The sequence below is a fragment of the Dactylosporangium sp. NPDC051541 genome, from assembly GCF_044454505.1.
GTDB lineage: Bacteria > Actinomycetota > Actinomycetes > Mycobacteriales > Micromonosporaceae > Dactylosporangium.
In genome coordinates, this window is record NZ_JBITDU010000010.1 from 130,715 (window position 1) to 154,786 (window position 24,072).

Here is a 24,072-nt window from a genome sequence, read left to right on the forward strand (position 1 = left end):
GTGACAAGAGCCAAGACGATTCGGTTGTACCTCGGGGAGCGCTCGCGGGCCGCGACGACGCACACGAACCTCTCGGCGGTCCGCGCCGACGGACGGGTCCTGTGGGTCGCCGGTGACGAGACCGCGACCATCGAGCGCCTCGTGAGCGACGACGAGCGCGACCCCGGGCGTTACACCGACGAGACCACCTTCCGGCTCGCCGACTTCGTGCCGCTGCCCGGCGCCGACGCCGACGAGGAGGCCGACATCGAGGGCCTGGCCCGGTCCGGGGCGTTCCTGTGGGCGGTCGGCTCGCACAGCCTGCGCCGCAAGCAGATCAAACCGCACCACGCCGGCCCCAAGCCCCTCAAGCGCCTGGCGCGGGTCGAGGGCCAGGACAACCGGCAGGTGCTCGTCCGCCTGCCGATCGCCGAGGTCGATGGGTTTCCTTCGCCGGTACCGTCGGTGCGGCACAACGGCCGCACCGAGCACGCGGCGGTGCTCAGCGGCGCCGGCAACCTCCGCGCGCTGCTGGCGGACGACCCGCACCTGGCCCCGTTCCTGGCCATCCCCGGCAAGGACAACGGCCTCGATGTCGAGGGCATCGCCGTGCACGGCGACCGCGTGTACCTCGGCCTGCGCGGCCCGGTCCTGCGTGGCTGGGCATTCGTCCTGGAGCTGCGCCCCTACACGGACCCCGACGACCCGCAGCGTCTACGCCTGCGGCCGTTCGACGACGGGTTGCAGTACCGCAAACACGTCCTGGCCCTTGATGGCCTGGGCATCCGGGACATGTGTCCGGACGGCGACGACCTGCTCCTGCTGGCCGGCCCGTCGATGAGCCTGGACGGGCCGGTCCGGCTGTACCGCTGGCACCACGCCGCGCACGCCGCCGCCCCGCAGGTGATCCGGGCCGGCGACCTGAGCCGCGAGCTCGACCTGCCGTTCGGCGACGGCGACGACCACGCGGAGGGCATCACGCTCGTCGGCCCGCCCGGCAGCCACCGCCTCCTGGTCGTCTACGACAGCCCGGCCCCGTCCCGCCTCACCGACGACGGCGCCGTGCTCGCCGATCTGATCAAGATGCCGTGAGCGGGATGTCGACCGAGATGCTGTTCGGCCCCTTGAGGCTGCCCTGCACGTGCGCGAACGAGAGCGTGGCCTTGGTCGCGCCGGCCGGGAGGGCGCCGTCGAACGTGACGGTGCCGCTCGCCTGACCTTTCGCGGCGACGGTGCCGCTGAACGTGCTCGACGCCGGGTCGGCGTTGAGCGTGTCCGCCCCGACCACGTTGAGCTGGGCGTTGTTGAAGACCGGCAGGTTGAGCGAGTCGGCGCCGGTGTTCTTGGCGGTGATCGTCACCATCACGACCTCGGTGTTGACCCGCACCGACGTGACGGTGACGGTCAGCGCGCCCTCGGTCCGGGATGCGGCCTTGGCGATGCGCTCCCGCCCCGGGTCCTCGGTCTTCTTCTCCCAGTCCGGCTTGCCCTGCTCGTCGAGCCACCGGATGGCCCGCTGCCCGGCGGCCTGCGCCCCGTACGCGACCGCGAACCCGCCGCCACCGCAGAACACCAGCACGAGCGCGAGCACCCCGGCGACGCTCGCGGTGCCACGCCGCGGCCGCCGGGCCACCGGCTGGTAGGTGCCGCCTTGATACGTCTGCCCGTCGTGATGCGGCTGACCGTGCTGATACGGCCGATACGGTTCGTAGTAGGGCTGCGGATAGCCGGCGGTGGCCGGGACCCGCTCCTGCTCGCCCTCCTTGCCCGCGTCGACGAGCACACCGGCGACGACCAGCACCAGCCCGACCGCGGTGGCCAGGACCGAGCCCAGCAGCGGGCTGATGTCCAGCTTCGTCAGGTAGTCGGTCAGCAGCGTCCCGAGCGTGGTGACCAGGTAGCCGACCGCGCCCCACACCACTTTGCGCGTCGTCGAGCTCCGCTTCTTCGGCCCAGCCATACCGTGAACCTAGAACCGCCGCGGGGTCCCGGTGCGCGACCGGACGAGCTACCGACAGTTATGTATTTTCCGCCGCCCTCGTGAATCGGATCCGGTTATGCGCAGGTGGGACACGTGGGCCGGGACGGGATCGGGCCGCCGGTCTCCGGCCGCCAGTGGACCTGGCCGGGGTACAGGTCGAAGGGCTCCGGCGCGGTCCGGTCCAGCCGCAGGCCGATCAGGGCCCAGTCGCGCCGCAAGACGTGCTCGTAGTGGCCGGCCTCCTCCAGCAGCGTCGCCACGGCCGTCTTGGCCGCGAACTCGCCGACCAGCGCCAGGTCGGAGCCGACGGCGGTCATCGGCCGGTGCGAGTCGCCGCGGCCGTAGCCGGCGTCGAGGGCCGGCTCCGGGTCGACGGCGCCGTGCTCGACGAGCATGGCCCGCACGCACAGCAGGCACCCGGCGCCGGGCCAGGGCCGGGTGCGCAGCACCTCACCGACGGCACCGTCGCGCAGGACGCACGCGAACACGGCGGTGCGCCCGGCCCGGCGGGCGAGATGGTTGACGGTGCGGCGGGCGGCGACACCGTCGGCGGCGCACAGCACGAGGGCGGCCCCGCCGAACAGCGGACGCATGTCGTCGGCGGCGGCGATCACGTCCCGGCGCAGCGCCTCGACCCGCAGGCCCGGCCAGCGCCGCACGAGCGCGTCGCGGACGGCGTCGACCTTGTGCCGGCCGATGTCCTCGCGACCGCACTGGTGCCGCACGACGTTGTGCGAGCGGAGCCGGTCGGAGTCGACCAGGACCAGGTCGCGGACGCCGTAGCGGGCCAGGGCGTGCGCGGCGGCGCTGCCGATGCTGCCGGCCCCGACGAGCACGACCCGCCGGTCGAGGTCGCCGACCGGCCAGTGGGCGCCGAGGTCCCGGATCGGGTCGGCATCGGCCGGCGCGAGCCGCTCGAAGTCCACCGGCGCCGCGAACCCGCCCTCCAGCCGCCACACGGCCCACTCGAGGGTGGCCTGCGGGGCCCGGGTGACCACGACGCAGCCGTCGGAGCGGAGCTGGTCGTCGGGGACCGCGGGGATGCACCGCCGCTGGAAACCCTCGATCGGGACGCGGCCCTGGATGCGGGCCAGGCGCTTGTGGAGCACCTCGTGCACGTCGGCGTGGGTGACGGCCCACACCCCGGGCCGGCGCTCGGCCGCGGACGCGATCGGGTGCTGCTCGGCGGCGGGCTCGTCGAATACCATCGGCCCGTGCGCGTTGGACGTCCCGACCACGCCGATGATGCCGCCCGGCCCGTCGGTGGCCACGGTGGTGCGGCCCCACAGCTGCTCGGACGCGGTGATCCGGGCGGCCGACCCGCTCGTGATGAGGACGATCGCGGAGTCGGTCAACGGGCGGGCTCCCGGGCCCGGTCGATGAGGGCGTCGAGCCCGTCGTCGCGGTCGACGCCGCGGGCCGGCATCTCGTCCAGGAGCCCGGCCATCATGAGCTGGAACTCGATGTACCAGCCGCTGATCTTCGGCACCAGGCTCGCGATCAGCCGCTGCGGATCCCACCAGGCGGTGCCCCGCACGAGGCACAGCGCGCCGCTGGGCAGCAGGTGCCAGCTGGCGTAGCCGAGCGCCCGGGTCGGCGGCGTGACCGAATAGGGCACGACGATCGGCGGGACCATCGGGTGCGGCGGCCGGCACAGGACGGCCACCTCGAGCGGGCGGCCGCCGACGAGGGCCGGCAGCCCCTCTGGCTGCGGCCGGTCGAAGGGCCACAGCGGCACCGCGCCCCGCCAGTAGCCTGGCCCCTTCGGCTCCCAGCGCAGGTCGGGCGCGGCCGCGGCGAGCGCGACACACTCGGCCAGGAGCCGCTGCTCGTCGTCCTGCCACCAGGTGATCGGCGCCGCGGTCATCCGGCCGGGTCCTCGGCCCGGGGCGCCGCCGGGGCGGCCACGAACGCGGCCGGCAGGGCGGCCCGGTGCCCGTCGGGGTTGCGCAGCGAGACCCCACCGGCCGCCGCCGCCCGGGGCCGTGGCCCGGCGTCGCCGCCGACGCCGACGTCGCTCCAGTCCCGGGCCGGCTTCGGGAACTGCGGGCCGACCATCAGACGCAGGAAGTGCACGGCGATGTCGGGCCCGTCCGGGTGCCCCGACCGCGCCCAGGCCTCGGCGGTGGCGGCCAGGTCGGCCTGGACCCGGAACCGGTCGCGGACACCCGGCTCGACCTCGCCCGTGGCGGCGGCCGCGGTGAAGAACCGCTTGAGGGCCGCGGTCCGGCTCGCGTGCACCGGCAGGCACCGCCGGGCGAGGAGCTCCATGGTGAGCGGGGCGACGCTGTCGCGGCCCCAGTACCGCAGCAGCCGTACCATCGCCGGGTAGTGCTCCCACTCCCCGGCCCGCCGCTCCTGCGGATCGATGTCTCGCCACCCGTCGCCACGCCGGCCGGGCACCCGCAGCCGCGACCCGTCCCGGACCGCGGGCATCACGTCGACCGAGAACCCCTTCGCCGCACCCGCGCTGTCGATCGAACACCGCACGACCCCGTCCCGCAACGTCGTCGTCCAGCCCGGCGACCGCCCGAAGTGTGCTTCGAGCTGCTCCGCGACCGCGTTGCGAACCTGCCGCAGCGCCGCCGCCGACCCCCGCCCCGGCGCCGCCTCCGCCGGGTAGACGACGATGAACCCGGCGTCCGAGCTCAGCACCTCGACACCGTGCCCAAGCGCCTCGAGCATCGCGGTGAACCGCGCGACCCGCCCCGCCGCGACCCGCCGCTGCGCGGCCGACGGCGTGATGACCGAGTCGAACCGGTCGAACGCGGTGTCAACGTCCACACGTCACCTCGGGGAGGACCGAACTCCAGCGGCGGACCCCCAGCCTAGAGGCTTCCCCAACCCGTGGCACGTTTTGGATCACCCGCGCCCGCACCGGCCTGGGGTGCAACAAATTCCCAACGTTTCCACAACGCCGCCCGGCGAAGCTGTGCTCGGCCGGGACTCGGGCGGCTGCGGTCCCGAGAGAGTCCGAGTTCCGGCATCCAGCGCGGCCCCCGGCCGACCAGCGGCCGGGGACCGGCCCGCGCGGCCGAATCCGCGGCCCGCGTCAGGCGAGGCTGATGTCCGGTGGGTCGAGGGGGTCGTCGGTCGGGCGGCCCGGGTGTGGGCGGGTGCGGCGGTGGCGGGCGGCGCGCCAGGCCAGGCGGCCCAGATAGGCCAGGACGGCGGCCAGGATCAGGATGCCGACGATGCCGAGCAGGGAGCCCCAGCGTTCGGCGACGCCGCCGCCCGTGTCCGGGAGGGGCAGGACGCGCACGCGGCCCGCGGCCGGGGCCGGGGCGCCGGAGGCCGACGGGGCGGGGAGGGCGGGGCCGAGGACGGTCAGGGCGCCGAACGGGTCGACGATGCCGGCGCCGACGCGGTCGTCGTGGGCGGCGCCCAGGGGGACGGCGGTGGCGGTCAGGCGTTTGACGACGTCGGCGGCGGGCATGGCCGGGTAACGGGAGCGGACCAGGGCGGCCACGCCGGAGACCAGGGCGGTGGCGAAGCTGGTGCCGCTCACGCCGGCGTAGCCGCCGCCGGAGACGGGGGCGGTGAGGCCCTCGCCCGGCGCGGCGATGCCGACCCAGTCGCCGCGGTTGGACTGGGCCAGGGGGGTGCCGTCCTGCTTCAGGGCGGCGACGGCCAGGACGCCCGGGTAGGCGGCGGGGTAGAACTTCTCGTCGCCGCCGGACGACTCGTTGCCGGCCGCGGCGACCACGACGACGTTGCGGCTCAGCGCGTATTGCACGGCGTCGCGGATCACCGGGCGGTCGACCGGGACCGCGAACGACAGGTTGAGGACCTGGCCCAGCTCGGCGCCGGTGCGGATGGCGTTGGCGATCATCTCCGGGGCCGCGTTGTCGATGCCGTCGACGAAACGGACGGGGGCGACGGTGGCGCCGGGGGCCACGCCGACGACACGGTCGTCGTCGTTGGCCCGGGCGGCGATGAGCGCGGCTACGGCGGTACCGTGCGATGCTCCGTTGTCACCACAGTCGCCCAGGCCACCGGCGACCCGTTGCCAGCCCGGCGGGGTCTGGGAGGCCACGAAGTCGAAGCCGGCCGCGAGGGCGCCGCGCAGCTTCGGCTGGTTGCCGTCCACGCCGGAGTCCACGACCGCCACGGTGATCCCGGCGCCGGTGGCGAGCTCCCAGGCGCGTTCGAGGCCGAGCCGGGCGATCATCGGGTCGCGGGGGGCGCCGTCGGGCAGCGGCTGGCCCGGAGCCGGCGGGTTGCGGCACGGTGCCGGGGCCCGGGCCGCGGGGGCCTGCGCCGGGACCGGGCCGAGCAGCGCGGCCGTCAGCAGGCCGATGAGGAGCTTCACGCCCGCAGGTCCATCAGCGTCCGGTAGACGTCCCACACCGCCAGCGCCAGGGGCACGACGGACAGCATGAGGGTCGTCTCGAGCACGTCCAGTCCGCGGGCCAGGCGCGGGGTGGCCCGCCGCCGCCCCGACAGGCCGCCGATGACCGCGGCCAGCACCGCGATCGCGGCGAGCGCGGGGGCGAGGATGCCGACGAGGACCACGGCGTGGCCGCTGAACTTGACGACGAGGATGCCCGCGCCGGCCAGGAGCATGAAGGCGACGGCCAGGACGGAGGCCGCGACCTGTTCGCGCTCGCGGAACAGCCGGCCGCGCAGCAGCGCCAGCAGGGCGAGGACCCCGGCCAGCAGACGCGACCACAGCGACGGGTCGGCGGCCAGGACGAGCGCACCGGCGGCGATGACCGCCTGACAGCCGGCCAGCAGGCCGGACAGCAGCTGCCGGGCCCGCGCCACCTGCTGCGTGGTGCGTTCGAGGTCGAGGCGGCCCGGGACCTGGCTGAGGTCCTCGGCGGTGCGGGGGAGGGGCTGGCGGGGCAGCCGGGCCGAGCGCAGGGCAAGGGTCGGCAGCATCGTGATGGCGGCCAGGGCGAGGGGGGCGACGACGGCCGCGGCGGCCGCGGCGCGGGTCCCGGCCAGGATGGCGATGACGGCGCCCAGGGCCGCGGACACCCCGATGATGCCGAGGGCGGCGAACACGTGGTCGCCACCGCCGGCCACGGCCGGGGAGACGGCCGCCACGAGCAGGACGGCGGCGCCGGCGATGAGCAGGTGGCCGCGGCCCCAGCCGCCGCCGAGGAGCTCGGCCGCGCAGAGGGCGGCGGCGGGCGCGGCCAGCGCGGCGGCGAGGGTGGCGGCGGGCTGGTCGTCGGCGGCCCGCGACATCGCCCAGGCGATCGCCAGCAGCAGCGCCGCGACCCCGCCGGCGAGGGCGCCCGGCAGGACGCCACCGGCCGCGGCCAGGGCCCCGAGGCTGCCGAGCAGGGCCACGGTGACCAGGGCCGCGCAGGCCAGGCGCAGCTCGCGGGTGGCCCACGGGCGGCGGACCCCGCCCTCGGCGATGAGCTCGACCACGTCGTCGTAGACGGGTGGCGCGGTGCGCTCGGCCGCGCGGTGCAGGACCAGCAGGCCGCCCTCGGGGACCCCGGCGTCGGACAGCGTGGTGTGCGGGTCGAGGCGCTGGGCGTCGGCCGTGGACAGGACCCAGCCGGCGGCGTCGTGCTCGGCCTGGCCGGCCTGGCGCAGCAGCATCGGCAGCAGCCGGGCCAGGGTGACCGCGGACGGCACGGCCAGGTCGACCTGCACGCCGGGCGCGGCCAGCCGGATGCGGCAGAACGCGCCGCCGTGACCCGTGTCCGCCTTCGGCGGCACGGCAATACTCCGAGTCATCGCTCCCCCGCCGGCGATCGCGGCCTGCTCGAATGCCGTGTGGCAATCGACCGTAGGGTAGCTTCATCGATCGAAGCTTGCCAGCGGACCGTATCGACGGTCACTGTACGTGACACGGGGGTGTCAAGTTGCCCACGACCGCTTTCCGGCGCCCGCCCCGGGTACCGCGGCCGAGCGTGCCCGAGGGGGAGGTCCTCCTCCAGCCGCCGCCGGAGCTGACCAAGGCGGACACCGGCAACGTGTGGCTCACCGCCCTGCCCGCGCTGTCCGGGCTCGGCTCGGTCGCGTACCTCTTCGCCGCCCCCGGCAACCCGATCACCTACGTGGCCGGCTCGTTCTTCCTGTTCTCGTCCCTGGCGATGGTGGCCGGCTCGCTGCTGCGGGCCCGGGCCACCCAGCGCGCCGACGCCGAGAACAACCGCCGCGACTACCTGCGCTACCTGGACCGGATGCGGGAACGCGTGCGGCGCACCGTCGACGCGCAGCGGGAGGCCGCCGAGTGGGTGGCGCCGGCACCTGACCAGCTGTGGACGGCCGCGGCCGGGGCCCGGCTGTGGGAGCGGCGGGCGACCGACGGCGACTACGGGTGGCTGCGCCTCGGCGTCGGCACCCAGTATCTCGCCACCCGGCTCGTCCCCGGCGAGTCCGGGCCGGTGGAGGACCTCGACCCGCTGTGCGCCCTGGCACTGCGGCGGTTCATCGCGAGCCACTCGGCCGTCCCCGAGCTGCCGGTGCAGCTGTCGCTGCGGCGCTACGCCGCGATCGCCCTGTCCGGTGACCGCGACGAGGCCCGCGCCCTGGCCCGCGGGCTGGTCGCGCAGGCCGTGACCTGGCACGCCCCCGGCGACCTGCGGGTCGTCGTGTGCACCGGTGACGCCGAGGCGTCCGGCTGGTCCTGGGTGAAGTGGCTGCCGCACGCCCAGCACCGCACCGAGGTCGACCACGCCGGTCCGGTCCGGCTGGTCAACCCGTCCCTGGCCGCCCTGGAGGAGTGGCTCGACGACGACCTCGCCAACCGGGCCGGGTTCAACCGGCACGCGGCCGTCGACCCCGACCTGCCGCACCTGCTGGTCATCCTGGACGGCGGCCTGACCACCGGCCAGGAGCTGCTGCTCAACCCCGACGGCCTGCAGGCCGCGACCGTCATCGACCTCGACGGTCGCACGGCCGAGCTGGTCCGCGGGCACGGCGTGGAGCTGGTCGTCGCCGACGGGCGGGTCGACACCCGGGTCGGCGCGACGCTGACCGCGCTGGGCCGGCCGGACGCGCTGCACCCGGCGGTGGCCGCGGCCCTGGCCGAGCAGATCGCCGAGTTCCGCCTCGACGTGGTCACCGCGCAGGCCGAGGACCTGGCGACGGTCGACCAGACGCTGCCCGGGCTGCTCGGCGTGACCGACCCCGGCGAGCTCGACCTGGCCGCGCTGTGGGCGCCGCGACCGCTGCGGGACCGGCTGCGCGCCCCGCTCGGCATCGCCGCCGACGGCGGGGTCCTGGAGCTGGACATCAAGGAGTCGGCCTACGACGGCATGGGCCCGCACGGCCTGGTCATCGGGGCCACCGGCTCGGGCAAGTCGGAGCTGCTGCGCACGCTGGTGCTGGCACTGGCCTCGACGCACCCGCCCGACCAGCTCAACCTGGTGCTGGTCGACTTCAAGGGCGGTGCGACGTTCGCCGGCATGTCCGGGCTGCCGCACGTCGCCGCCGTCATCACCAACCTGCAGGACGACCTCACGATGGTCGACCGCATGCAGGAGGCGCTGTCCGGCGAGATGAACCGGCGCCAGGAGATCCTGCGCGCGGCCGGCAACCTGGTCTCGATCCGCGACTACGACCGGGCCCGCCAGCGCGGCGCCGACCTGCCGCCGCTGCCGAGCCTGTTCATCGTCGTCGACGAGTTCTCCGAGCTGCTGTCGCAGAAACCGGACTTCGCCGACCTGTTCGCCCAGATCGGCCGGCTCGGCCGTTCCCTCGGTCTGCATCTGCTGCTGGCCTCGCAGCGCCTGGACGAGGGCCGCCTGCGAGGCCTCGAAGCCAATTTGTCGTACCGTGTGTGCCTGCGCACGTTCACCGAGCAGGAGAGCCGCACGGTCCTGGGCGTGCCCGACGCCTACAGCCTGCCCAGCGCCCCCGGCCACGGCTACATGCGGGGCGAGAGCGCCAGCCTGCGCCGGTTCCGGGCGGCCTACGTGTCCGGCCCCTACGGCACCCAGGAGCAGGTCGGTGACCAGCTGCTGGGCGGCGGGCTGGAGGTGCGGCCGTTCCGGGCCGAGTACCAGGCGGCCCCGGAGTCCCCGGCCGAGCCGGGCTCGGCCTGGCCCGCCCCGGACCCGGACGACACGACGCAGACGGTCAACCTGGCCGAGGTGGAGAGCGGCGGCCCGACGATCCTCTCGACGATGGTCGGCCAGCTGACCGGCCAGGGCACCCCCGCCCACCGTGTCTGGCTGCCGCCGCTGGCCAGCCCCGACACCCTCGACATGCTGCTGCCGCAGCTGCGGGTCCGGCCCGGCCGCGGGTTCGGCGCCGACCCGCTGACCGAGCCGCTGCGGGTCCCGGTCGGCATCGTCGACCGGCCGTTCCACCAGCGCCGCGACCCGCTGTGGGTGGACCTGGCCGGTGCCGGCGGGCACGTCGGCATCGCCGGTGGCCCGCGCTCGGGCAAGTCGACGCTGCTGCGCACGCTGATCTGTGCCCTGTCGCTGCGGCACACCCCGGGCGAGGTGCAGTTCTACGCCCTGGACTTCTCCGGGACGCTGTTCGGCCTGTCCGGCCTGCCGCACATGGGCGGGGTCGCCGGCCGCCAGGACGCCGAGACCGTCCGCCGGATCGTCGCCGAGGTCACCTCGGTCATCGAGGACCGCGAGCGGCGCTTCCGCGAGCTCGGCGTGGACACGATGGCCGACTACCGGCGGCTGCGCGAGTCCGGCGGTGGCGGCGAGGACCGCTACGGCGACGTCTTCCTCATCGTCGACAACTGGTCGGTGCTGCGGCAGGACTACGAGGACCTGGAGACGGCCCTGGTCAGCCTGGCCGCCCGGTCGCTGACCTACGGCGTGCACCTGATCATGACCGCCAACCGCTGGCTCGACCTGCGCTTCGGCCTGCGCGACCTGATCGGCACCAAACTGGAGCTCAAGCTCGGCGACGCCCTCGACTCCGAGATCGACCGCAAGGCCCAGCTGGCCGTGCCCGGCGACCGCCCGGGCCGCGGCGTGAGCGCCGACAAGATGCAGTTTCTGGCGGCGGTACCGCGGATCGACCGTCGTCGCCAGGTCGACGACCTGTCCACCGGCGTGGGCGGGCTGGTGCAGGCCGTCACCGACTACTGGGACGGGCCGGCCGCGCCCCGGGTCCGGCTGCTGCCGTCGCTGGTCGAGTTCGCCGACCTGCCGAAGGAGTCCCGGGAGCAGGGCATCGTGCTGGGGCTGGAGGGGCGGCGGCTGCGCCCGGTCGAGTTCGACTGGCGCGAGCCCGGCCTGGTCCTGCTCGGCGACGCCGAGTGCGGCAAGACCTCCACGCTGCGGGCGGTCGGCCGGCAGGTCGTGGAGGCGTTCCCGGCGCAGCAGGCCAAGGTCATCCTGTTCGACTACCGCCGCGGCATGCTCGGCGAGTTCGACGGTGAGTCGATGCTCGGCTACGCGGCCAACCAGGCCCAGGCCGAGGACCTCGTCGCCGGGCTGGTCACCGGGTTCACCCGGCGGCTGCCGGGGCCCGACGTGACGCCGCAGCAGCTGCGCAACCGCAGCTGGTGGACCGGGCCCGACATCTACCTGCTCATCGACGACTACGAGCTGATCACCTCGGGCCCCAACCCGTTCGTGCCGCTGCTGCCGTTCCTGTCCCAGGCCCGCGACATCGGCATGTACCCGTACGTCGCGCGCCGCGCCGGTGGTGCCTCCCGGGCCCTGATGGACCCGTTCCTGGGTGCGATGCGCGAGCTCAGCTTCCCGGCCGTCGTGATGAGCGCGCCGCGCGACGAGGCGCCGATGTTCGGCGTCCGGCCCGCGACGTTGCCTCCGGGCCGGGGGACCCTGGTGCATCGCAAGTTCGGGACAGTACCGGTGCAAATGGCGCGTTTGGACGCTCGCCCGGAAACGGTTTGATCAAAGTTTCCTCAGGTAAATCTTTAGATGGCCCCAAGCGGTTGCCCAGGGCCGATATATTGACAGAGGTGTCTGACGGGGGTGCCGGTTTGTTCAAGGTCTTGACTATTCTGCGGGCGGCGGGCGCGGCGGGGACGGTCCTCGCACTCGCCGCCGCGTGCTCGGACGCGTCCGAACCGCAGACGGCGCCGAGCGTCGGCCTGACCTCGACGCCGGCCGCTCCAGCGGTCTCCGCGACCACGCCCGCCGCCTCGGCGGCACCCTCGGCGACGTACACCAAACCGCCGTCGCGCAATCTCACCCGGCCGGCCGGCGTCGCGCCGATCTCCGGCTCGACCTGCACCTATGCCCAGGGCGACATCCACATCTTCGCCGCCTCGTGGGCTTCCAACCAGGTCAAGTGGGTGCAGCGAGGGCAGAAGGTGCCGGACGACACGTGGGCCGAGACGGCGAGCGTGACGGAGGGCTATCACGGGGGTATCGCGATGACCCGGTCCCGGCTGAAGGACGCGAAGGTGCCGGAGAGCTTCGTCATCTACAGCGACCTCGCGGACGCCGACGCGGCCATCTCCGCGGCCGTCGCGGCGGCCAAGGCCAAGGACGACTCCACGGTGCTGGCCGTCTACGCGAAGGCCCGCACCGCGGAGGACCACCTGACGGAGTCGTGCTCGGCCCTGCAGTGACCGACTGGCAAGGAACCAACCCTGAGGAGGGTACGAAGTGTCCGGTGCAAAGATCGATCTGGCCGCCGTGCAGGCCGCCGAGAGCGTCGTGAGCAGCGCCATCCAGGAGATGGAAGGCGTGACCCAGAAGATCCTCGCCCAGGCGGGGCTCAGCGAGGCGGCCATGCGCGCGCCGGCGGGGCAGATCACCTCGTCGACGTTCTCCGGCCTCGGCGGCGGCGGCAAGGCCCTGTCCGAGACGCTGGGCCAGCTGCAGGCCGACCTGGCCGCACTGCGGGCGACCGCGGAGGCCGGCTCCGACCAGGCCACCCAGGCCGCCCGTGCCGGTGCCGGCGCGTCCGTCGCGTCGGGTATGTGAGAGAGGGCTCATCGCCATGACCAGCAGCTACATCGAGTTCAAGAACGAGGACATCGCGAACATCGCGAACATCACCGGCAACTCGCAGGCCGACTGGGACCGGATCTGGGAGGGTGTGCGCACCCGCCTCAGCGGCGTGGTCTCCGAGGCGCTCGACGCGCTGACCGGCTCCTCGCTCGACGAGCGCTCCGCGCAGTACCACCAGAAGACCCAGCAGTACACCGCCGACCTCAACCAGCAGAAGCAGGCGGTGCACAACGTCGGCAACATCTCGGTCGACACCAACCAGCAGATGAGCCGGGTCATCGCCGGCTGAACACACGGGGAACGGGCCGGGGATCACCCGGCCCGTAAGGTCAGGTCGCCTGGAGGGAAGACGTGGGCGAGTCGTACGGATGGACCGACAACGGCCGGCAGGTCTTCGACCCGCTCCGGCTGGAGCAGGCCGCGGAGGAGATCCGCAAGAACCAGAAGCCGGCCGATCTGCAGGCGCAGCTGCTGAGCAACCTGATCCCGGAGGCCGCCTTCGGGGACATCGGCGGCGGCCCGGCCGCATACGCCCGGCTGTCGGCGGCCTACAAGTCGATGGCCGCGGAGCTGGAGAAGGTCGGGATCGACATGACCGACCTGGCCAGCCGCACGCTCGCGGCGGCGCAGCTGGCGCACGCCGTCGACCCGGCCACCCAGGCGGCGGCCCGGCACGGCCGCGTGCCCGAGTAGACCGGAGCGAACATGGGTTACGACTACTGGACGGCCAAGGAAAAGATCGAGAGCGGTGAGCCCTACTCGCTCGAGTCCGTGGCCACCACCTGGCGCAACTTCGCCGAGGCGCTGCGCACGGCCTCGGGCCACCTGCGCGGCACCGCGGACAAGGTCACCGCGCAGTACGGCGAGCCGTACCAGAACTTCGGCGACCGGGCCGTCCCGGTGGCCGGCTGGATGAACAACGTCAGCGGCTACGCCACCGAAGTCGCCGAGGGCCTCTCCAAGGCGTCGACCACCGGCAGCCAGGCCCAGATGACGATGTACGAGGAGAGCTACGCGTTCAGCTCGGACGTCGACCGGATCGTCGGGCCCGAGGGCGCGCTCTCGGTCGGCCGCGCGCAGGCCATCGAGCGCCGCGAGAACCAGGCCGCCCAGGTGCTCAACGCCGAGCTCACCAAGTGGACGGCGGCCTACAACGCCTTCCAGCCCGGTGCGCTCGACTCGGCACCGACCCGGGCCGGCAGCGGCTCGGCCGACAACGGGGCCGGCGGCAGCGGCGGCAACGGCGGTGGCGGCGGCGCTCAGCCGGTGTCGAACGACGGCAACGGCAACGGCAATGGCAACGGCAACGGCGCGGCGGCCGCCATCGTCGGCGTCGGTACCGTCGGCGCGGGGACGACGACGACCGGCAACGGCACACAGGTCGGCAACGGGCAGTTCCCGGGCTCGTCCGTGGTCGCGCCGGGCGACGGTGACTTCGCCGGCTGGGTCAAGGACCCGCGCACCGGCTACCTCATCGACCCGACCACCGGCCAGGAGTTCGACCCGACCACCGGCCGCTGGATCGACCCGGTCACCGGCAAGCCGTTCGGCGACGTCGAGCAGTACGCCAACCGCCTCGAGGGCCTCGACGGCGGCAACCCCGCGACCGGCCTGCTCGGCGGCGCACCCGGCCTCACCCCGGCGCTCGCCGGCGGCGGAGGCGGTGGCGGCGGCGGGCTGACCGGCCTCTACGGCGGTCTCCAGCCGCCGAGCCTGGCCCCCGGCAACCCGGCCGCGCTGCAGCTGCAGCAGCAGGCCGCGGACCGCATGGCGGCCAAGGCCTACGCGGCCGAGCAGCTCGCGCTCAAGGAGGCCAGCCAGGGCGGCCGGCCGTTCGTGCCGCCGATGCAGGGCGGCATGGCCGGCGGGCTCGACGGCGGCCGCGGCGCCAACCGGCGCCGGTCGCTGATCACCGAGCCGGAGTCGACCTGGACCAACCGGGGCCTGGCCCGGACCCTCGGCCGCGGTGGCGGCGGTGGCGGCCGCGGTTTCAGCGGCGGCGTCGCCGAGGAGCCGATGCTGGGTGCCGGGTCCGGTGCCGCGGCCCGGGCCAACGCGACGTCCCGGGGCCGGGCCGGTCGCCTGCCCGGCGAGCCGATGGAGCCGGTCGCCGGCCGGGGCACGTCCGGTCAGGCCGGCGGCCGCAACTCCTACCTGCCGCCCACCCAGGCCGGTGCCGCCGACGAGCGGCGGGAGAAGCGGCGCAAGCGGCCCGACTGGCTGGTCGAGGACGATGTATGGTCGTCGGGCCAGCAGGCGGCGCCGTCCGTGCTGGGCGAGGACTAGGGGAGGGGCGCCGGCGTGGCGGACATGCAGTACGACACCGAGCAGCTGCGGCAGGGCGGCCGGATCAGCCGGCAGGCCAGCCAGACGGCCGAGACGGCCGGGCAGACCGTCAACGGGACCCTCGTCTCGGCCGGTGCGTTCGGCGACGTCGGCCCGGCCGGCGCGCTCGCCAACGTGCTCGACCAGGCCAAGGCCGAGCACGCCAAGGGCGCCACGACGGCATCGGTCAACACCGACGTCTCGGGGCAGCGGGCCGACGTCACCGCCGACGCCGGCGACACCCTCACCCAGGTGACCACCGTGGCCGCGCAGAACGGCGTCTCGCAGTCGGTGGCCGACGGCATGGTCTAGACAGTGCTTGGTTTGTAGCAAGGGGGGCCGCTCGCGCGGCCCCCCTTTCGCCTATCCGGCCGCCGGCACCGACGGGTCGGTGGTCTTCGTGTCGCCCTTGTTGTCCGGCACCTGCTTGTCCACGTAGGCGCCGTCCCACTGGGTCGGCTCGTGATACTGGAAGCGGGTCTCGTCGCCGTAGTAGATGCGGTACTGGTCGTCGGTGTTGGACCAGTTGCCGCCCGCGTCGCCGACCGAGCCGACCTGCAGCGGCCCCGACCCCGACGCCGACTGGGAGAACTGGCTGTTGGAGCCGCCGCCGTGGGAGTCCTTGTCCGACGCCCCGCCGCCGATGAGCTGGTCGATCGTGTGCCCGCCGAGCTGCTGGGTGTAGGGCTGCTGGCTGTTGTAGATGTCCTGGACCACCGACTCCGGATACTGCCCGTCGGAGTCCTGCTGGACGGCGACCACGTTGCCCGAGGCGTCGGTGTAGGTGATCGGGTGGCCGGCCTTCGTGTTGGCGTCGATCGTCATCGCGACCATGTTGTCCGTGGCCCGGGCATGTGCGGCCGCATCCGCTGTCTGTGCGTTGGCGAGGTCCCCGATGTACCCCTGCAGGTTGGTGATGTATGTGTTCTGGTCCGGTGCCTCGGGCTCCTGGATGGCGGCGTCGGTGATCATGCCGAACGCGGTCGAGCCGACGTCCAGGGCCACCCCGGCCCCGGTCGGCAGCGAGATCAGGCCGGCCAGGTCGAACAGCGTGCTCACGCCCTCGACGTAGCCCTGCTTCACCTTGTAGTCCGACATCGCCTGCGCGTAGGCCAGGTCCTCGGCCATCTTCTTCTGCTGGTCCGCGCTCGCGCCGTCACGGGCCGCGTCGAGCAGCACCGCGGCCGCCGCGCCGTCGGTCATGCCGTTGAGCCGCACGGCGTTGTTCATCGCCTTGATGTACTCGGGGTCGTGCGGGTCGGTGTGCCCGGCCGCCATCGCCATCTGCAGATACTCGCTGCCGCGGGTCAGCGTGCCCTCGCGGAAGTGCTGGTAGATGGCGGGATCGCTGGCCGCGACGAACTTCAGGAAGTTGCCGCGGGTGGCGTCGGTCATCGTGAAACCGGAGACCTTCGAGCCGTCCGGCAGCGTGATCGTGGTGACCCCGTCCGGGCCGGTGTCGTAGTTGGAGAACGAGTCGACGTAGACCAGGCCCACGTCCGCGATCGCGCCCTTGACTTTCGTGTTGGCCATCTTCGCCAGGCCGTCGTAGTCGGTCGACGCGTCCTGCACGATGGCCAGACCGGCCTGCGCCGCCCGGTTGTCGTCGAGCCCGTGCCCGCGCATCGTCGCCGACAGGATCACGTCGGCCGCGCCCTGCCCGGACTGCCAGTTCATGCCCATGACCTCGCGGCGCTCGGCCGCGTTGTGCACGATCCAGTCGTTGGTGAAGTCCCGGTTGCGGGCCACCACGCCGAGCCCGTCCGAGGCCAGCTCGTCCGGCATCAGCTTGTTGAACTCGGCCTCGGTCAGCTCCTTGCCGGCGTACCCGTAGGCGTGCGCGATCGGGTAGTCGGCTTTGTAGTTCGCGTACATGACGTTGATCTGCTGCTTCCAGCGCAGCGACGCGTCCTTCATGTGCGAGGCCAGGTCGTTGCTCGGCTTCACGCTGTCGCTGGAGTAGTCGTTGAGCAGCCCCGTGAACCCGGCCGCGGCCAGCAGCGCGGGGTCGGTCTTCGGCGGCCAGGAGTCGCCGAGGTGCCGCTCGCCCGGGGTGGCGAAGAAGCCGACCTGATTCGCCGGGTCGGTGACGCCGAGGTTGCTGGCGATGATGTCCCGCGCCGACTTCGGCAGCTCGTCATAGGGCACGTTCTGCGACAGGTTGAGGAAGCCGTCGCCGACCCGGCTGACCATCTGGACGAACGGGTCCTTCTGGTCCGGCTTCGCACCGGGCTTGACCCCGGCGGTCTTGTCGGCCCAGTCCTTGATCTCGCCGAAGTGCGGGGTCAGGGTCTCGTAGTACCCCTTCAGCCAGTTCTTCTCCGCCTCCGTGAGCGCGACGCCGGCCTTCTGCTTCTTGTTCAGCAGGTCCAGATACTGGGTGCTCTGGTCGAAGGCGGCCTTGGCGGCGTTCGGGTCGCCGAGCTTCGTCGCCGCGACGGTGCCGTTGGCGGCGGCCGTCGGGTCGGGCACGTCGACGTCGCCGGGGCCCTCGTCGAGCGCGTTCGGCGGGATGTACCCGAGGTCGGCCATCGCCTTGAGGTGATCGGCCAGATACTTCTCGTATTCGGCGATGGACGTCTTCAGCGGCCCGCCGGTGGCCTTGACCTTCGCCACCGCGCGGTCCAGGTACGGCTTCATGAACGACTGCCGGTCCTGCTGGAACTCCGGCAGGTTGTGCATCCGCCGGACTTCCGCGTTCCACTCGCCGATGATCCCGTTGACGTCGCTGACCAGCGTCTGCACCTGTGTGTTGGCGGTGGTGGTGCGGGTGGCGAGGTCACTGGCGGTCTCGGACAGCAGCCGCGCGATCTTCCCGAGGTTTTCGCCCTTGTTGCCCAGCGACTTCGACGCCTCGCTGACCTGCGCGTTCACATCGATCGGGGTCGCATTGTCGACCTTGTAGCCGTCACCGGCGGTTTCGAGCCCCTTGGTGGCCAGGGTGACCGCGTCGCCCTGCTGGGACGCGGCCTGGTTGAACCCCTTCGCCATCGCGTAGATCTCTTCGGGATCCCCGGCCGCGAACTGGGCCTGCAGCTTCCAGGGGTCCACCCCGGCGGCCGCCACCAACGACTCCTGCGAAAAATCGCCCATCGACGCTCCCCGTGTCGGTATGCACCCCGTGATCCCCGTATTCTGCCATGCACGTCGATAGTTGCAGGTCGTGTGGTTTGGGGGAGCGCATGCAGGCAGCGGCACGGGCGGTGGACCATCTCCGTCGATTGCAGCATCCGCGGGGGAGCTGGAGCGACTTCATGGTGGCCGTCGGGACCTCCGACGCCTGGGTCACCGGCTACGCCGGCACCGCACTGGCCGCCGCCGCGCGGTCCGGGCACCTCCCTCCGGCCGTACGCGCGGCCGCCGCCGAGGGCGCCGACGCCGCCGCGGACTGGCTGCTCGGCGCGGCCGGCGCGCGCGGCGTCTGGGGCTACCACGGCAACGTCGCCCCCGACGCCGACTCGACAGCGTGGGCCGTGCGCCTCCTGGCCGCCCGCGGCCGCCCCGTGCCACAGTCGGCCCTGACCTTCCTGGCCGAACACGAGAGCGACACGGGGTACCGCACATACGCCGACGTGTACCGGGCCGGCCACTGGTCCGAGCCGACCCCCGACGTCAGCGCCGCCGCGCTGCTGGCCCGGTATGAGGCCGGCACCCTCGACCGGGCCGAGCTGGCCGCGGGCTGGACGAAGTTGATCGCCGGCTGGCTGCGGCCGCCGGGGCGGTGGACGAGCATCTGGTGGGCGGAGGACGGCTACCCGACGGTCCTGGCCCTGGAGGCGTGGGCGGTCGCGGGCCGGCCGGGCCTGGCCCCGGTACCCGCCCCCGTCCGCCCGCCCACCACGGCGTTCGGCCACGCGGTGTGGCTGCACGCCTACGCGCTGACCGACGGCCCGGCCGACGCGCACCCGCTGCTGTCGGCCGAACGCCCGACCGGCGGCTGGGGCGGCGACGCCGAACTCCTCGTCCCCGACCCGAGCGGCGGCGGCATCAACGAACGCAGCCTCGACGCCCGCGGCGTCTTCACGACGGCCACAGCGTTGCGCGCGCTGCTGGCCGCGGGCCCCGACCTGCCCGCCGGTGACTTCGCCGGGCCGCCGCAGCGCTCCGAGGCCGGCCTGCTGTACGACCGGGTGATCGCCACGGTGGCCGCCGACATCGGCCTGGACCCCGACCGCGCCGCCGCCGTTTTCGCCGAACTGACACGGGAGACGTTCACCGCACCGGCGCCGTGGCCGAGCGCGCAGCTGTCCGGCCTGGCCGGCGGTCTCCCACTGGAACTGTCCGCCACCGACGGGCCGCCCGCGCTGCGGTACACCGTCGAGATCGGCAACCCCGTCCTGCCGGCCTACGCCAGGGCGCTCAGCGGCCTCGAGGCGCTCGGGCGGACCGCGGCGCTGCTCGACTGCACCGCCGCGTGGACCGCCGCCCGCCCGGCCGTCGAGGCCATGGTGCACCCGGCCCTCCCCGTGCCGGAGGGCTGCCGCTTCTGGGTCTGGGCCGGCGCGGACGCGTCCCCGGCCGGCGGCGAGGTACTGAAGGTGTACCTCTCCAGCCTGCACCACGACCTGGCCGACGGCCGCGCCCTGGAACGGGTGGCCGCGGCCCTGCAACGGCTCGGCCTGCCCCCGTCGGCGCCGGCCTTCTCGTTGCTCAACCGCTTGGAAGGCTACGGGTTCTGCCAGGAACTGGGCCTCGGCCTGGCTCCCGACGGCCGCCTAGGCGTGAAGGTGTACTACGAGGTCGCGGGCTGGCAGCCGGACCTGGTCGCCGCCGTGCTCGCGGACGCCGGCCTCCCCGCCGACCCGGCGCTCGTCGCCCCGGTCATCCCGGGCGTGATGAACGAGGAGGTTGCCGCCACCCGCCGGGCCGGCATCGCCCTGCGGATCAGCCCGACCACCGGCGCGGTGACAGAGGTGACGACGGCGGCCGCCTTCATGCGCCCGATGATCGGCAACAACGAACTCGCCCGCCGCGTCAGCGCCTGGCTCACCACCACGGGCGACGCCCGCACCTTCAACACGATGGCCGCCCGCGTCCGTCCAGGTTGGACGGAGTGGTCCCCCCGCATGCACGGCCTCTTCACCCGCACCCTCTCCGCGGCCGGCACCCGCAACACCGTCTACCTCCGCCCACCTCTGCAACCCTGATCCGCGCTCAATCGGCGAGCGATGCGCGGTCGAGCATCGCGACGAGGTTGTCGTACGACTCGCCATCGAGCACAGCCTTGGCCGCATCGGCGAATGCGGCTCTCCCGATCTCATCGCGGATCTGGACGAGTCGGCCGATGTCGTAGGCGACCTGCGGCACGCCGACGGCGAGTCTGATGGCGAGCGCTTCGATGTGCAGGGGTACAGCTGAGTCGTTGTGGCCGCTCACGACACGCAGGTTCGCGAGCTGACTCAGGCTGGTGGCGATGCCGACCTGATTGCCGAGCTGCCGTTCGATGCTGAGCGACTGCTGGCAGCGGTGTTCGGCCTCTGCGTAGTCGCCTCGCCTCTGGGCCAGCAGGCCGAGTTGGTGGTAGGCGATGGCGATGCCGGCCTGGTCGCCGAGCTGTTGATGAATGCTGAGCGCTTGCTGATAGCGCGCTTCAGTCTCGGCGTAGTCACCCCTGTTGTGAGCAAGGTTGCCGAGCTGTCCGAGGTTGTAGGCCAGACCAGCCCGGTTGCCGATCCGCTGGTTGATGCTGAGCGCCCGCTCGTAGTGCTGTTCTGCCATGCCGTAGTCGCCTTGGTCGTGGGCCAGCAGGCCGAGTTGGTGATAGCTGCGGGCGAGGCCAATTAGGTCGTCGAGTTGCTCTTTAATGCTGATGCATTGCCGGTATCGGTGTTCGGCCCCGGCATAGTCGCCCTGGCGGTGGGCGAGCATGCCCAGTTGGTGATGGCCGAAGGCGATGCCGTTCTGGTCGCCGAGCTGTTGAGCGATGCTGAGCGCCTGCTGATAGCGGCGTTCGGCCTCCGCGTCGTCACCCCGGCTGTAGGCAAGATTGCCAAGTTCTCCATAGCTGTCGGCGAGCCGCGCTTGGTTGCCCAGCTGCTCGTTGATGGCGATGGATTGCTGAAAGCGGCGTTCGGCCTCTGCAAGGTCACCGCGACGGTGCGCAAGAACACCAAGCGTGTGAATGTAAACAGGGCGGCGGGCGGAGGCGGTGGGCAGCCAGCGTAGGGTCTCGTCGATGAGGCTGGCGGCCTGGTCCCAGGCTCCGGTGTCTTGCAGGCGGGCGCAGATCGATTCGGTGACGGCACCGGCCGCGTCGAGGTCGCCGGCGGCGAGAAGGTGGTGGCGGGCTTCGAATCGGTCGTGCAGGTTGGCGTCGCGGTTCTGCGGCCAGAACTGCACGTGCCACTGCCAGTATTCGGCGGCGGTGTGATGCGCACGGCGCAACGGGCCTTTTCCCGGGTCGAGCGTGGCTGTGGGGCGCCACCGGTCGTGCAATTCGGTAGCGGTCCATCGATGCATGAACACCAGGTCATGGTCGGTGTCGTGATGGACGAGACTGGTGCCGACCAGGTTCTGCAACAACGCGGCGAGCGCTGCTGGCTCGGTGTAAGGCGGCCGCGGCGGTTGGAGGAACTCGCTCAACAGGTGCTGCAGCGTGTCGCGCTCGCCGGCCTTGAGTGGGGAGTCCTCGGCCAAGGCAATGTCCAATTGGTCGATCGTGAGCTGGTTGCGGGCCAGCAATGTCGTGATGTTGTCGGCGGTCGTTTCCTGCTGGGGAGTTTCGTCCTCGGGGCGGGGGACGCCGACGTGGAACGACAAGGCCATGGCCGGGATCGGTTCGCGGTACACGCTGATCGCCATCAGCACCTCCATCGCGCCCGGGATCGTGGCGAGGCGGTTGAGGTGTTCGGTGAGCAGGATGTCGTCGGCGGCCAGGGTGACCGTGTCGGCGACCGCGGCGTCCAGGGTGCGGTCCTGTGCCAGCCACGCCGCTGAACGGTCCGTCCCCAGCCGGGCCGAAGCGGCGTCGATGAGCCGGTCGGTGATGTCGTCGAAGCGGCCCTGGCCCTGGCCGAGTAGCGCGTCGAGGTACTCCAGCGACCGCGGATGCCCGCCGACCGCCCGCCAGATCCGTTCGCCGACCGTGTCCGTCTCCACGCAGCGGTCGATGTGCGGGAGTGACCACAGCAGCTTCCCGGTCTCCGCGGCGGTCAGCGGCCCGACCGGCACGGCCAGCAGCCCGCCGAGCGGCACCGGATGCCGGCACGTGATCAGCAGCCGGCTGCGGGCAGGTGCGGAAGCCCAGGCGGCCAGGAGTTCGGCCAGGCCCGCGTCGATGATCTCGCCGGCGGTCAGGTTGTCCTCGAAATTGTCCAGCACCAGCAGGACCGGCACCTCGTCCAGCAGGTGCTCGCGCAGCAGCGCGAACCGGTCGGCGAGGGGCAGGTCGACCCGCGTGGCGGCGCGGACGGCGACGGTCGCCGGGCCCGCTACGGTCTCGCGCACGACCAGCTCCCGGCGGGCCACCGCCGCGACCTCGGCCAGGACCTGGTCGGCGGTGATGGCGCCGAACAGCGTCGCCACCCGCCACTGCGGGTCGGCCTCGACGGTGCGGCGCAGGATCTCCGCGGCCAGGGTGGTCTTGCCGACCCCGCCGATGCCGTGCAGGACCAGCCCCGCGTATTCGTCGCCGCCGAGCACGGAGGGCAGCCGCCGCTGCAGCGACCGGCGGCCGACGAACTGGCCGACCGGCCGGGCGGCCACCGGGCCCCACTGGGCCGTGCGCGGGGCGGACACGACCACCGGCGGCGCGCGATGGTCGATCACCGGCAGGGCGGGCGCGTTGGCCAGGAGGGTGACGACACCCCACTCGTCCATGCCGGCCAGGGCCCGCGCGGCCGGGCTCGGTGCCTGCAGCAGTTCGCGCTGGACCAGCCGCCGGGCGTCGGTCAGTGCCCGCACCACGTCGGGGTCCCGGGAAGCCGCGAGCTCCGCGTACACCTTGGCGAACAGCAGTGTCGCGTACCGGTCCGTGACGCTGGTCTGGGTGCCGATGACCGCGCAGGCCCCGCGGGCGGCCAGGCGCGCCGCGAACGACGAACCCTGCTCCTCGCCGGCGACGTCCGTGTAGCACGCGGCGAGGGCGAGGACCGGCGGCATCCGGCCGGGCGGGATCGCCTCCTCGACGAGTTCGTCGGCGGTGACCTCGCGGGCCGCGCCGTCCTCGTCCTCGAGCAGCAGGGCGCCGGGCTTGCCGTGTGCCGAGATGTGCAGCACGTGCACCCCGCCGGGCCCGTCCAGCGCGGCCCGGATGGCCCGGGTCGTCGCGAACGGTACGACCTCGACCTGGGCCTGGCTGCGCCGCGCCGGGCGGACCGCGGCCAGGACCGCCCGCAGCTCCTGCTCGTAGTCCAGCAAGGGGCCGCCGCCCGTCTCCGGTGAGGCGATTGCCACCACGATCCGCAGCGGCCCCGGTAGCCGCGCCGGCTCGCTCGACGCCGACCGCCGCAAGACCGTTACCTGCGGATGCAGCGCCAAGGGCAGACCCGACACCGGCTCCGGCAGCGCCTCCCACGGCAGCCCGGCCAGATCCGGCGCGTCGATCCCGATCCGCAGCGCGGCGTGGCCGGCGACGGCCCGCTCCACCAGGCTCCGCAGTGCCTGCGAGACGGGGGCGGGCAGGAAGGACTCCGCCAGGAGCTGCCCGGCCCGGCGCAGCGACACCAGCCCGGGCCGGTCGCTCACCTCCGGTGACAGGTCGCGGACGGCCGCCCCACTATCGCGCGGGCGCGACGGCAGGCCGGTCTGCCGGGTCCGCTCGAGCCGGACGTCGTGCAGCGCGTTGCGCAGCCCCGGCCGCACCCCGCCGTGGTCCGCCGTCACGTCCACACCCGCGCCCGCCAGCCGTACCGCCGAGTCCGAAACGGACAGCGTCACGTCCAGCGGTTCGCCGCGAGTGGTCATACCGGTACCTGA

17 protein-coding genes are annotated in these 24,072 nt (G+C 73.3%); 9 read left to right on the top strand and 8 right to left on the bottom strand.

Features of this window, described 5'->3' with window-relative positions; all coding sequences use genetic code 11:
* Positions 1–1,071: a DUF3616 domain-containing protein gene (locus tag ACIA8L_RS37075; protein ID WP_395911953.1), complete on the top strand. Its 1,071-nt coding sequence runs from the start codon at positions 1–3 to the stop codon at positions 1,069–1,071.
* On the opposite strand, the gene ACIA8L_RS37080 is transcribed toward ACIA8L_RS37075, so the two are convergent.
* From ACIA8L_RS37080 to eccD, 6 genes are all read right to left on the bottom strand, one after another.
* Positions 1,058–1,939: a hypothetical protein gene (locus ACIA8L_RS37080; protein WP_395911955.1), complete on the bottom strand. Its 882-nt coding sequence runs from the start codon at positions 1,937–1,939 to the stop codon at positions 1,058–1,060. The genes ACIA8L_RS37075 and ACIA8L_RS37080 overlap by 14 nt on opposite strands.
* Positions 1,940–2,034: 95 nt before the next feature.
* Positions 2,035–3,315, bottom strand: coding sequence for a ThiF family adenylyltransferase (locus ACIA8L_RS37085; RefSeq protein ID WP_395911957.1), 1,281 nt, complete (start codon positions 3,313–3,315; stop codon positions 2,035–2,037).
* On the bottom strand, positions 3,312–3,827 hold the full coding sequence (locus tag ACIA8L_RS37090) for a hypothetical protein (RefSeq protein ID WP_395911959.1): 516 nt from the start codon (positions 3,825–3,827) through the stop codon (positions 3,312–3,314). Before ACIA8L_RS37090 ends, ACIA8L_RS37085 begins: the two co-directional genes overlap by 4 nt.
* Positions 3,824–4,744 (bottom strand): hypothetical protein, encoded by a 921-nt coding sequence (locus tag ACIA8L_RS37095; RefSeq protein ID WP_395911960.1) that lies wholly within the window; start codon positions 4,742–4,744, stop codon positions 3,824–3,826. Before ACIA8L_RS37095 ends, ACIA8L_RS37090 begins: the two co-directional genes overlap by 4 nt.
* Positions 4,745–5,012: 268 nt before the next feature.
* Positions 5,013–6,272, bottom strand: a complete 1,260-nt coding sequence (locus ACIA8L_RS37100; protein WP_395911961.1) for a S8 family serine peptidase — start codon at positions 6,270–6,272, stop codon at positions 5,013–5,015.
* Positions 6,269–7,660, bottom strand: coding sequence for a type VII secretion integral membrane protein EccD (gene eccD, locus ACIA8L_RS37105; protein WP_395911962.1), 1,392 nt, complete (start codon positions 7,658–7,660; stop codon positions 6,269–6,271). Before eccD ends, ACIA8L_RS37100 begins: the two co-directional genes overlap by 4 nt.
* Before the next feature lie 176 nt (positions 7,661–7,836).
* On the opposite strand from eccD, the gene eccCa reads away from it, so the two are divergent.
* The 7 genes from eccCa to ACIA8L_RS37140 all read left to right on the top strand — a co-directional run bounded on the left by eccCa (position 7,837) and on the right by ACIA8L_RS37140 (position 15,468).
* Complete coding sequence (gene eccCa, locus ACIA8L_RS37110) at positions 7,837–11,763, top strand: type VII secretion protein EccCa (RefSeq protein WP_395911964.1); 3,927 nt, start codon at positions 7,837–7,839, stop codon at positions 11,761–11,763.
* A 68-nt stretch (positions 11,764–11,831) separates the two neighbouring features.
* On the top strand, positions 11,832–12,446 hold the full coding sequence (locus tag ACIA8L_RS37115; protein WP_395911966.1) for a hypothetical protein: 615 nt from the start codon (positions 11,832–11,834) through the stop codon (positions 12,444–12,446).
* Between the two features lie 37 nt (positions 12,447–12,483).
* Positions 12,484–12,804 (top strand): hypothetical protein, encoded by a 321-nt coding sequence (locus ACIA8L_RS37120; protein ID WP_395911968.1) that lies wholly within the window; start codon positions 12,484–12,486, stop codon positions 12,802–12,804.
* 16 nt (positions 12,805–12,820) lie between these two features.
* On the top strand, positions 12,821–13,120 hold the full coding sequence (locus ACIA8L_RS37125) for a hypothetical protein (RefSeq protein WP_395911970.1): 300 nt from the start codon (positions 12,821–12,823) through the stop codon (positions 13,118–13,120).
* Positions 13,121–13,182: 62 nt separating this feature from the next.
* Complete coding sequence (locus tag ACIA8L_RS37130; protein ID WP_395911971.1) at positions 13,183–13,524, top strand: hypothetical protein; 342 nt, start codon at positions 13,183–13,185, stop codon at positions 13,522–13,524.
* 12 nt (positions 13,525–13,536) lie between these two features.
* Positions 13,537–15,117, top strand: a complete 1,581-nt coding sequence (locus ACIA8L_RS37135; protein WP_395911973.1) for a hypothetical protein — start codon at positions 13,537–13,539, stop codon at positions 15,115–15,117.
* A gap of 15 nt (positions 15,118–15,132) precedes the next feature.
* On the top strand, positions 15,133–15,468 hold the full coding sequence (locus ACIA8L_RS37140; protein ID WP_395911975.1) for a hypothetical protein: 336 nt from the start codon (positions 15,133–15,135) through the stop codon (positions 15,466–15,468).
* A gap of 51 nt (positions 15,469–15,519) precedes the next feature.
* On the opposite strand, the gene ACIA8L_RS37145 is transcribed toward ACIA8L_RS37140, so the two are convergent.
* Positions 15,520–18,249: a hypothetical protein gene (locus ACIA8L_RS37145; RefSeq protein ID WP_395911977.1), complete on the bottom strand. Its 2,730-nt coding sequence runs from the start codon at positions 18,247–18,249 to the stop codon at positions 15,520–15,522.
* Between the two features lie 161 nt (positions 18,250–18,410).
* Here ACIA8L_RS37145 and ACIA8L_RS37150 point away from each other — a divergent pair, with 161 nt between their 5' ends.
* Positions 18,411–20,303, top strand: coding sequence for a hypothetical protein (locus ACIA8L_RS37150; RefSeq protein ID WP_395911978.1), 1,893 nt, complete (start codon positions 18,411–18,413; stop codon positions 20,301–20,303).
* 7 nt (positions 20,304–20,310) lie between these two features.
* On the opposite strand, the gene ACIA8L_RS37155 is transcribed toward ACIA8L_RS37150, so the two are convergent.
* The gene (locus ACIA8L_RS37155) at positions 20,311–24,060 is read right to left on the bottom strand and encodes a tetratricopeptide repeat protein (protein WP_395911980.1); all 3,750 of its coding nucleotides are present in this window, start codon (positions 24,058–24,060) and stop codon (positions 20,311–20,313) included.
* Positions 24,061–24,072 lie beyond the last annotated feature (12 nt).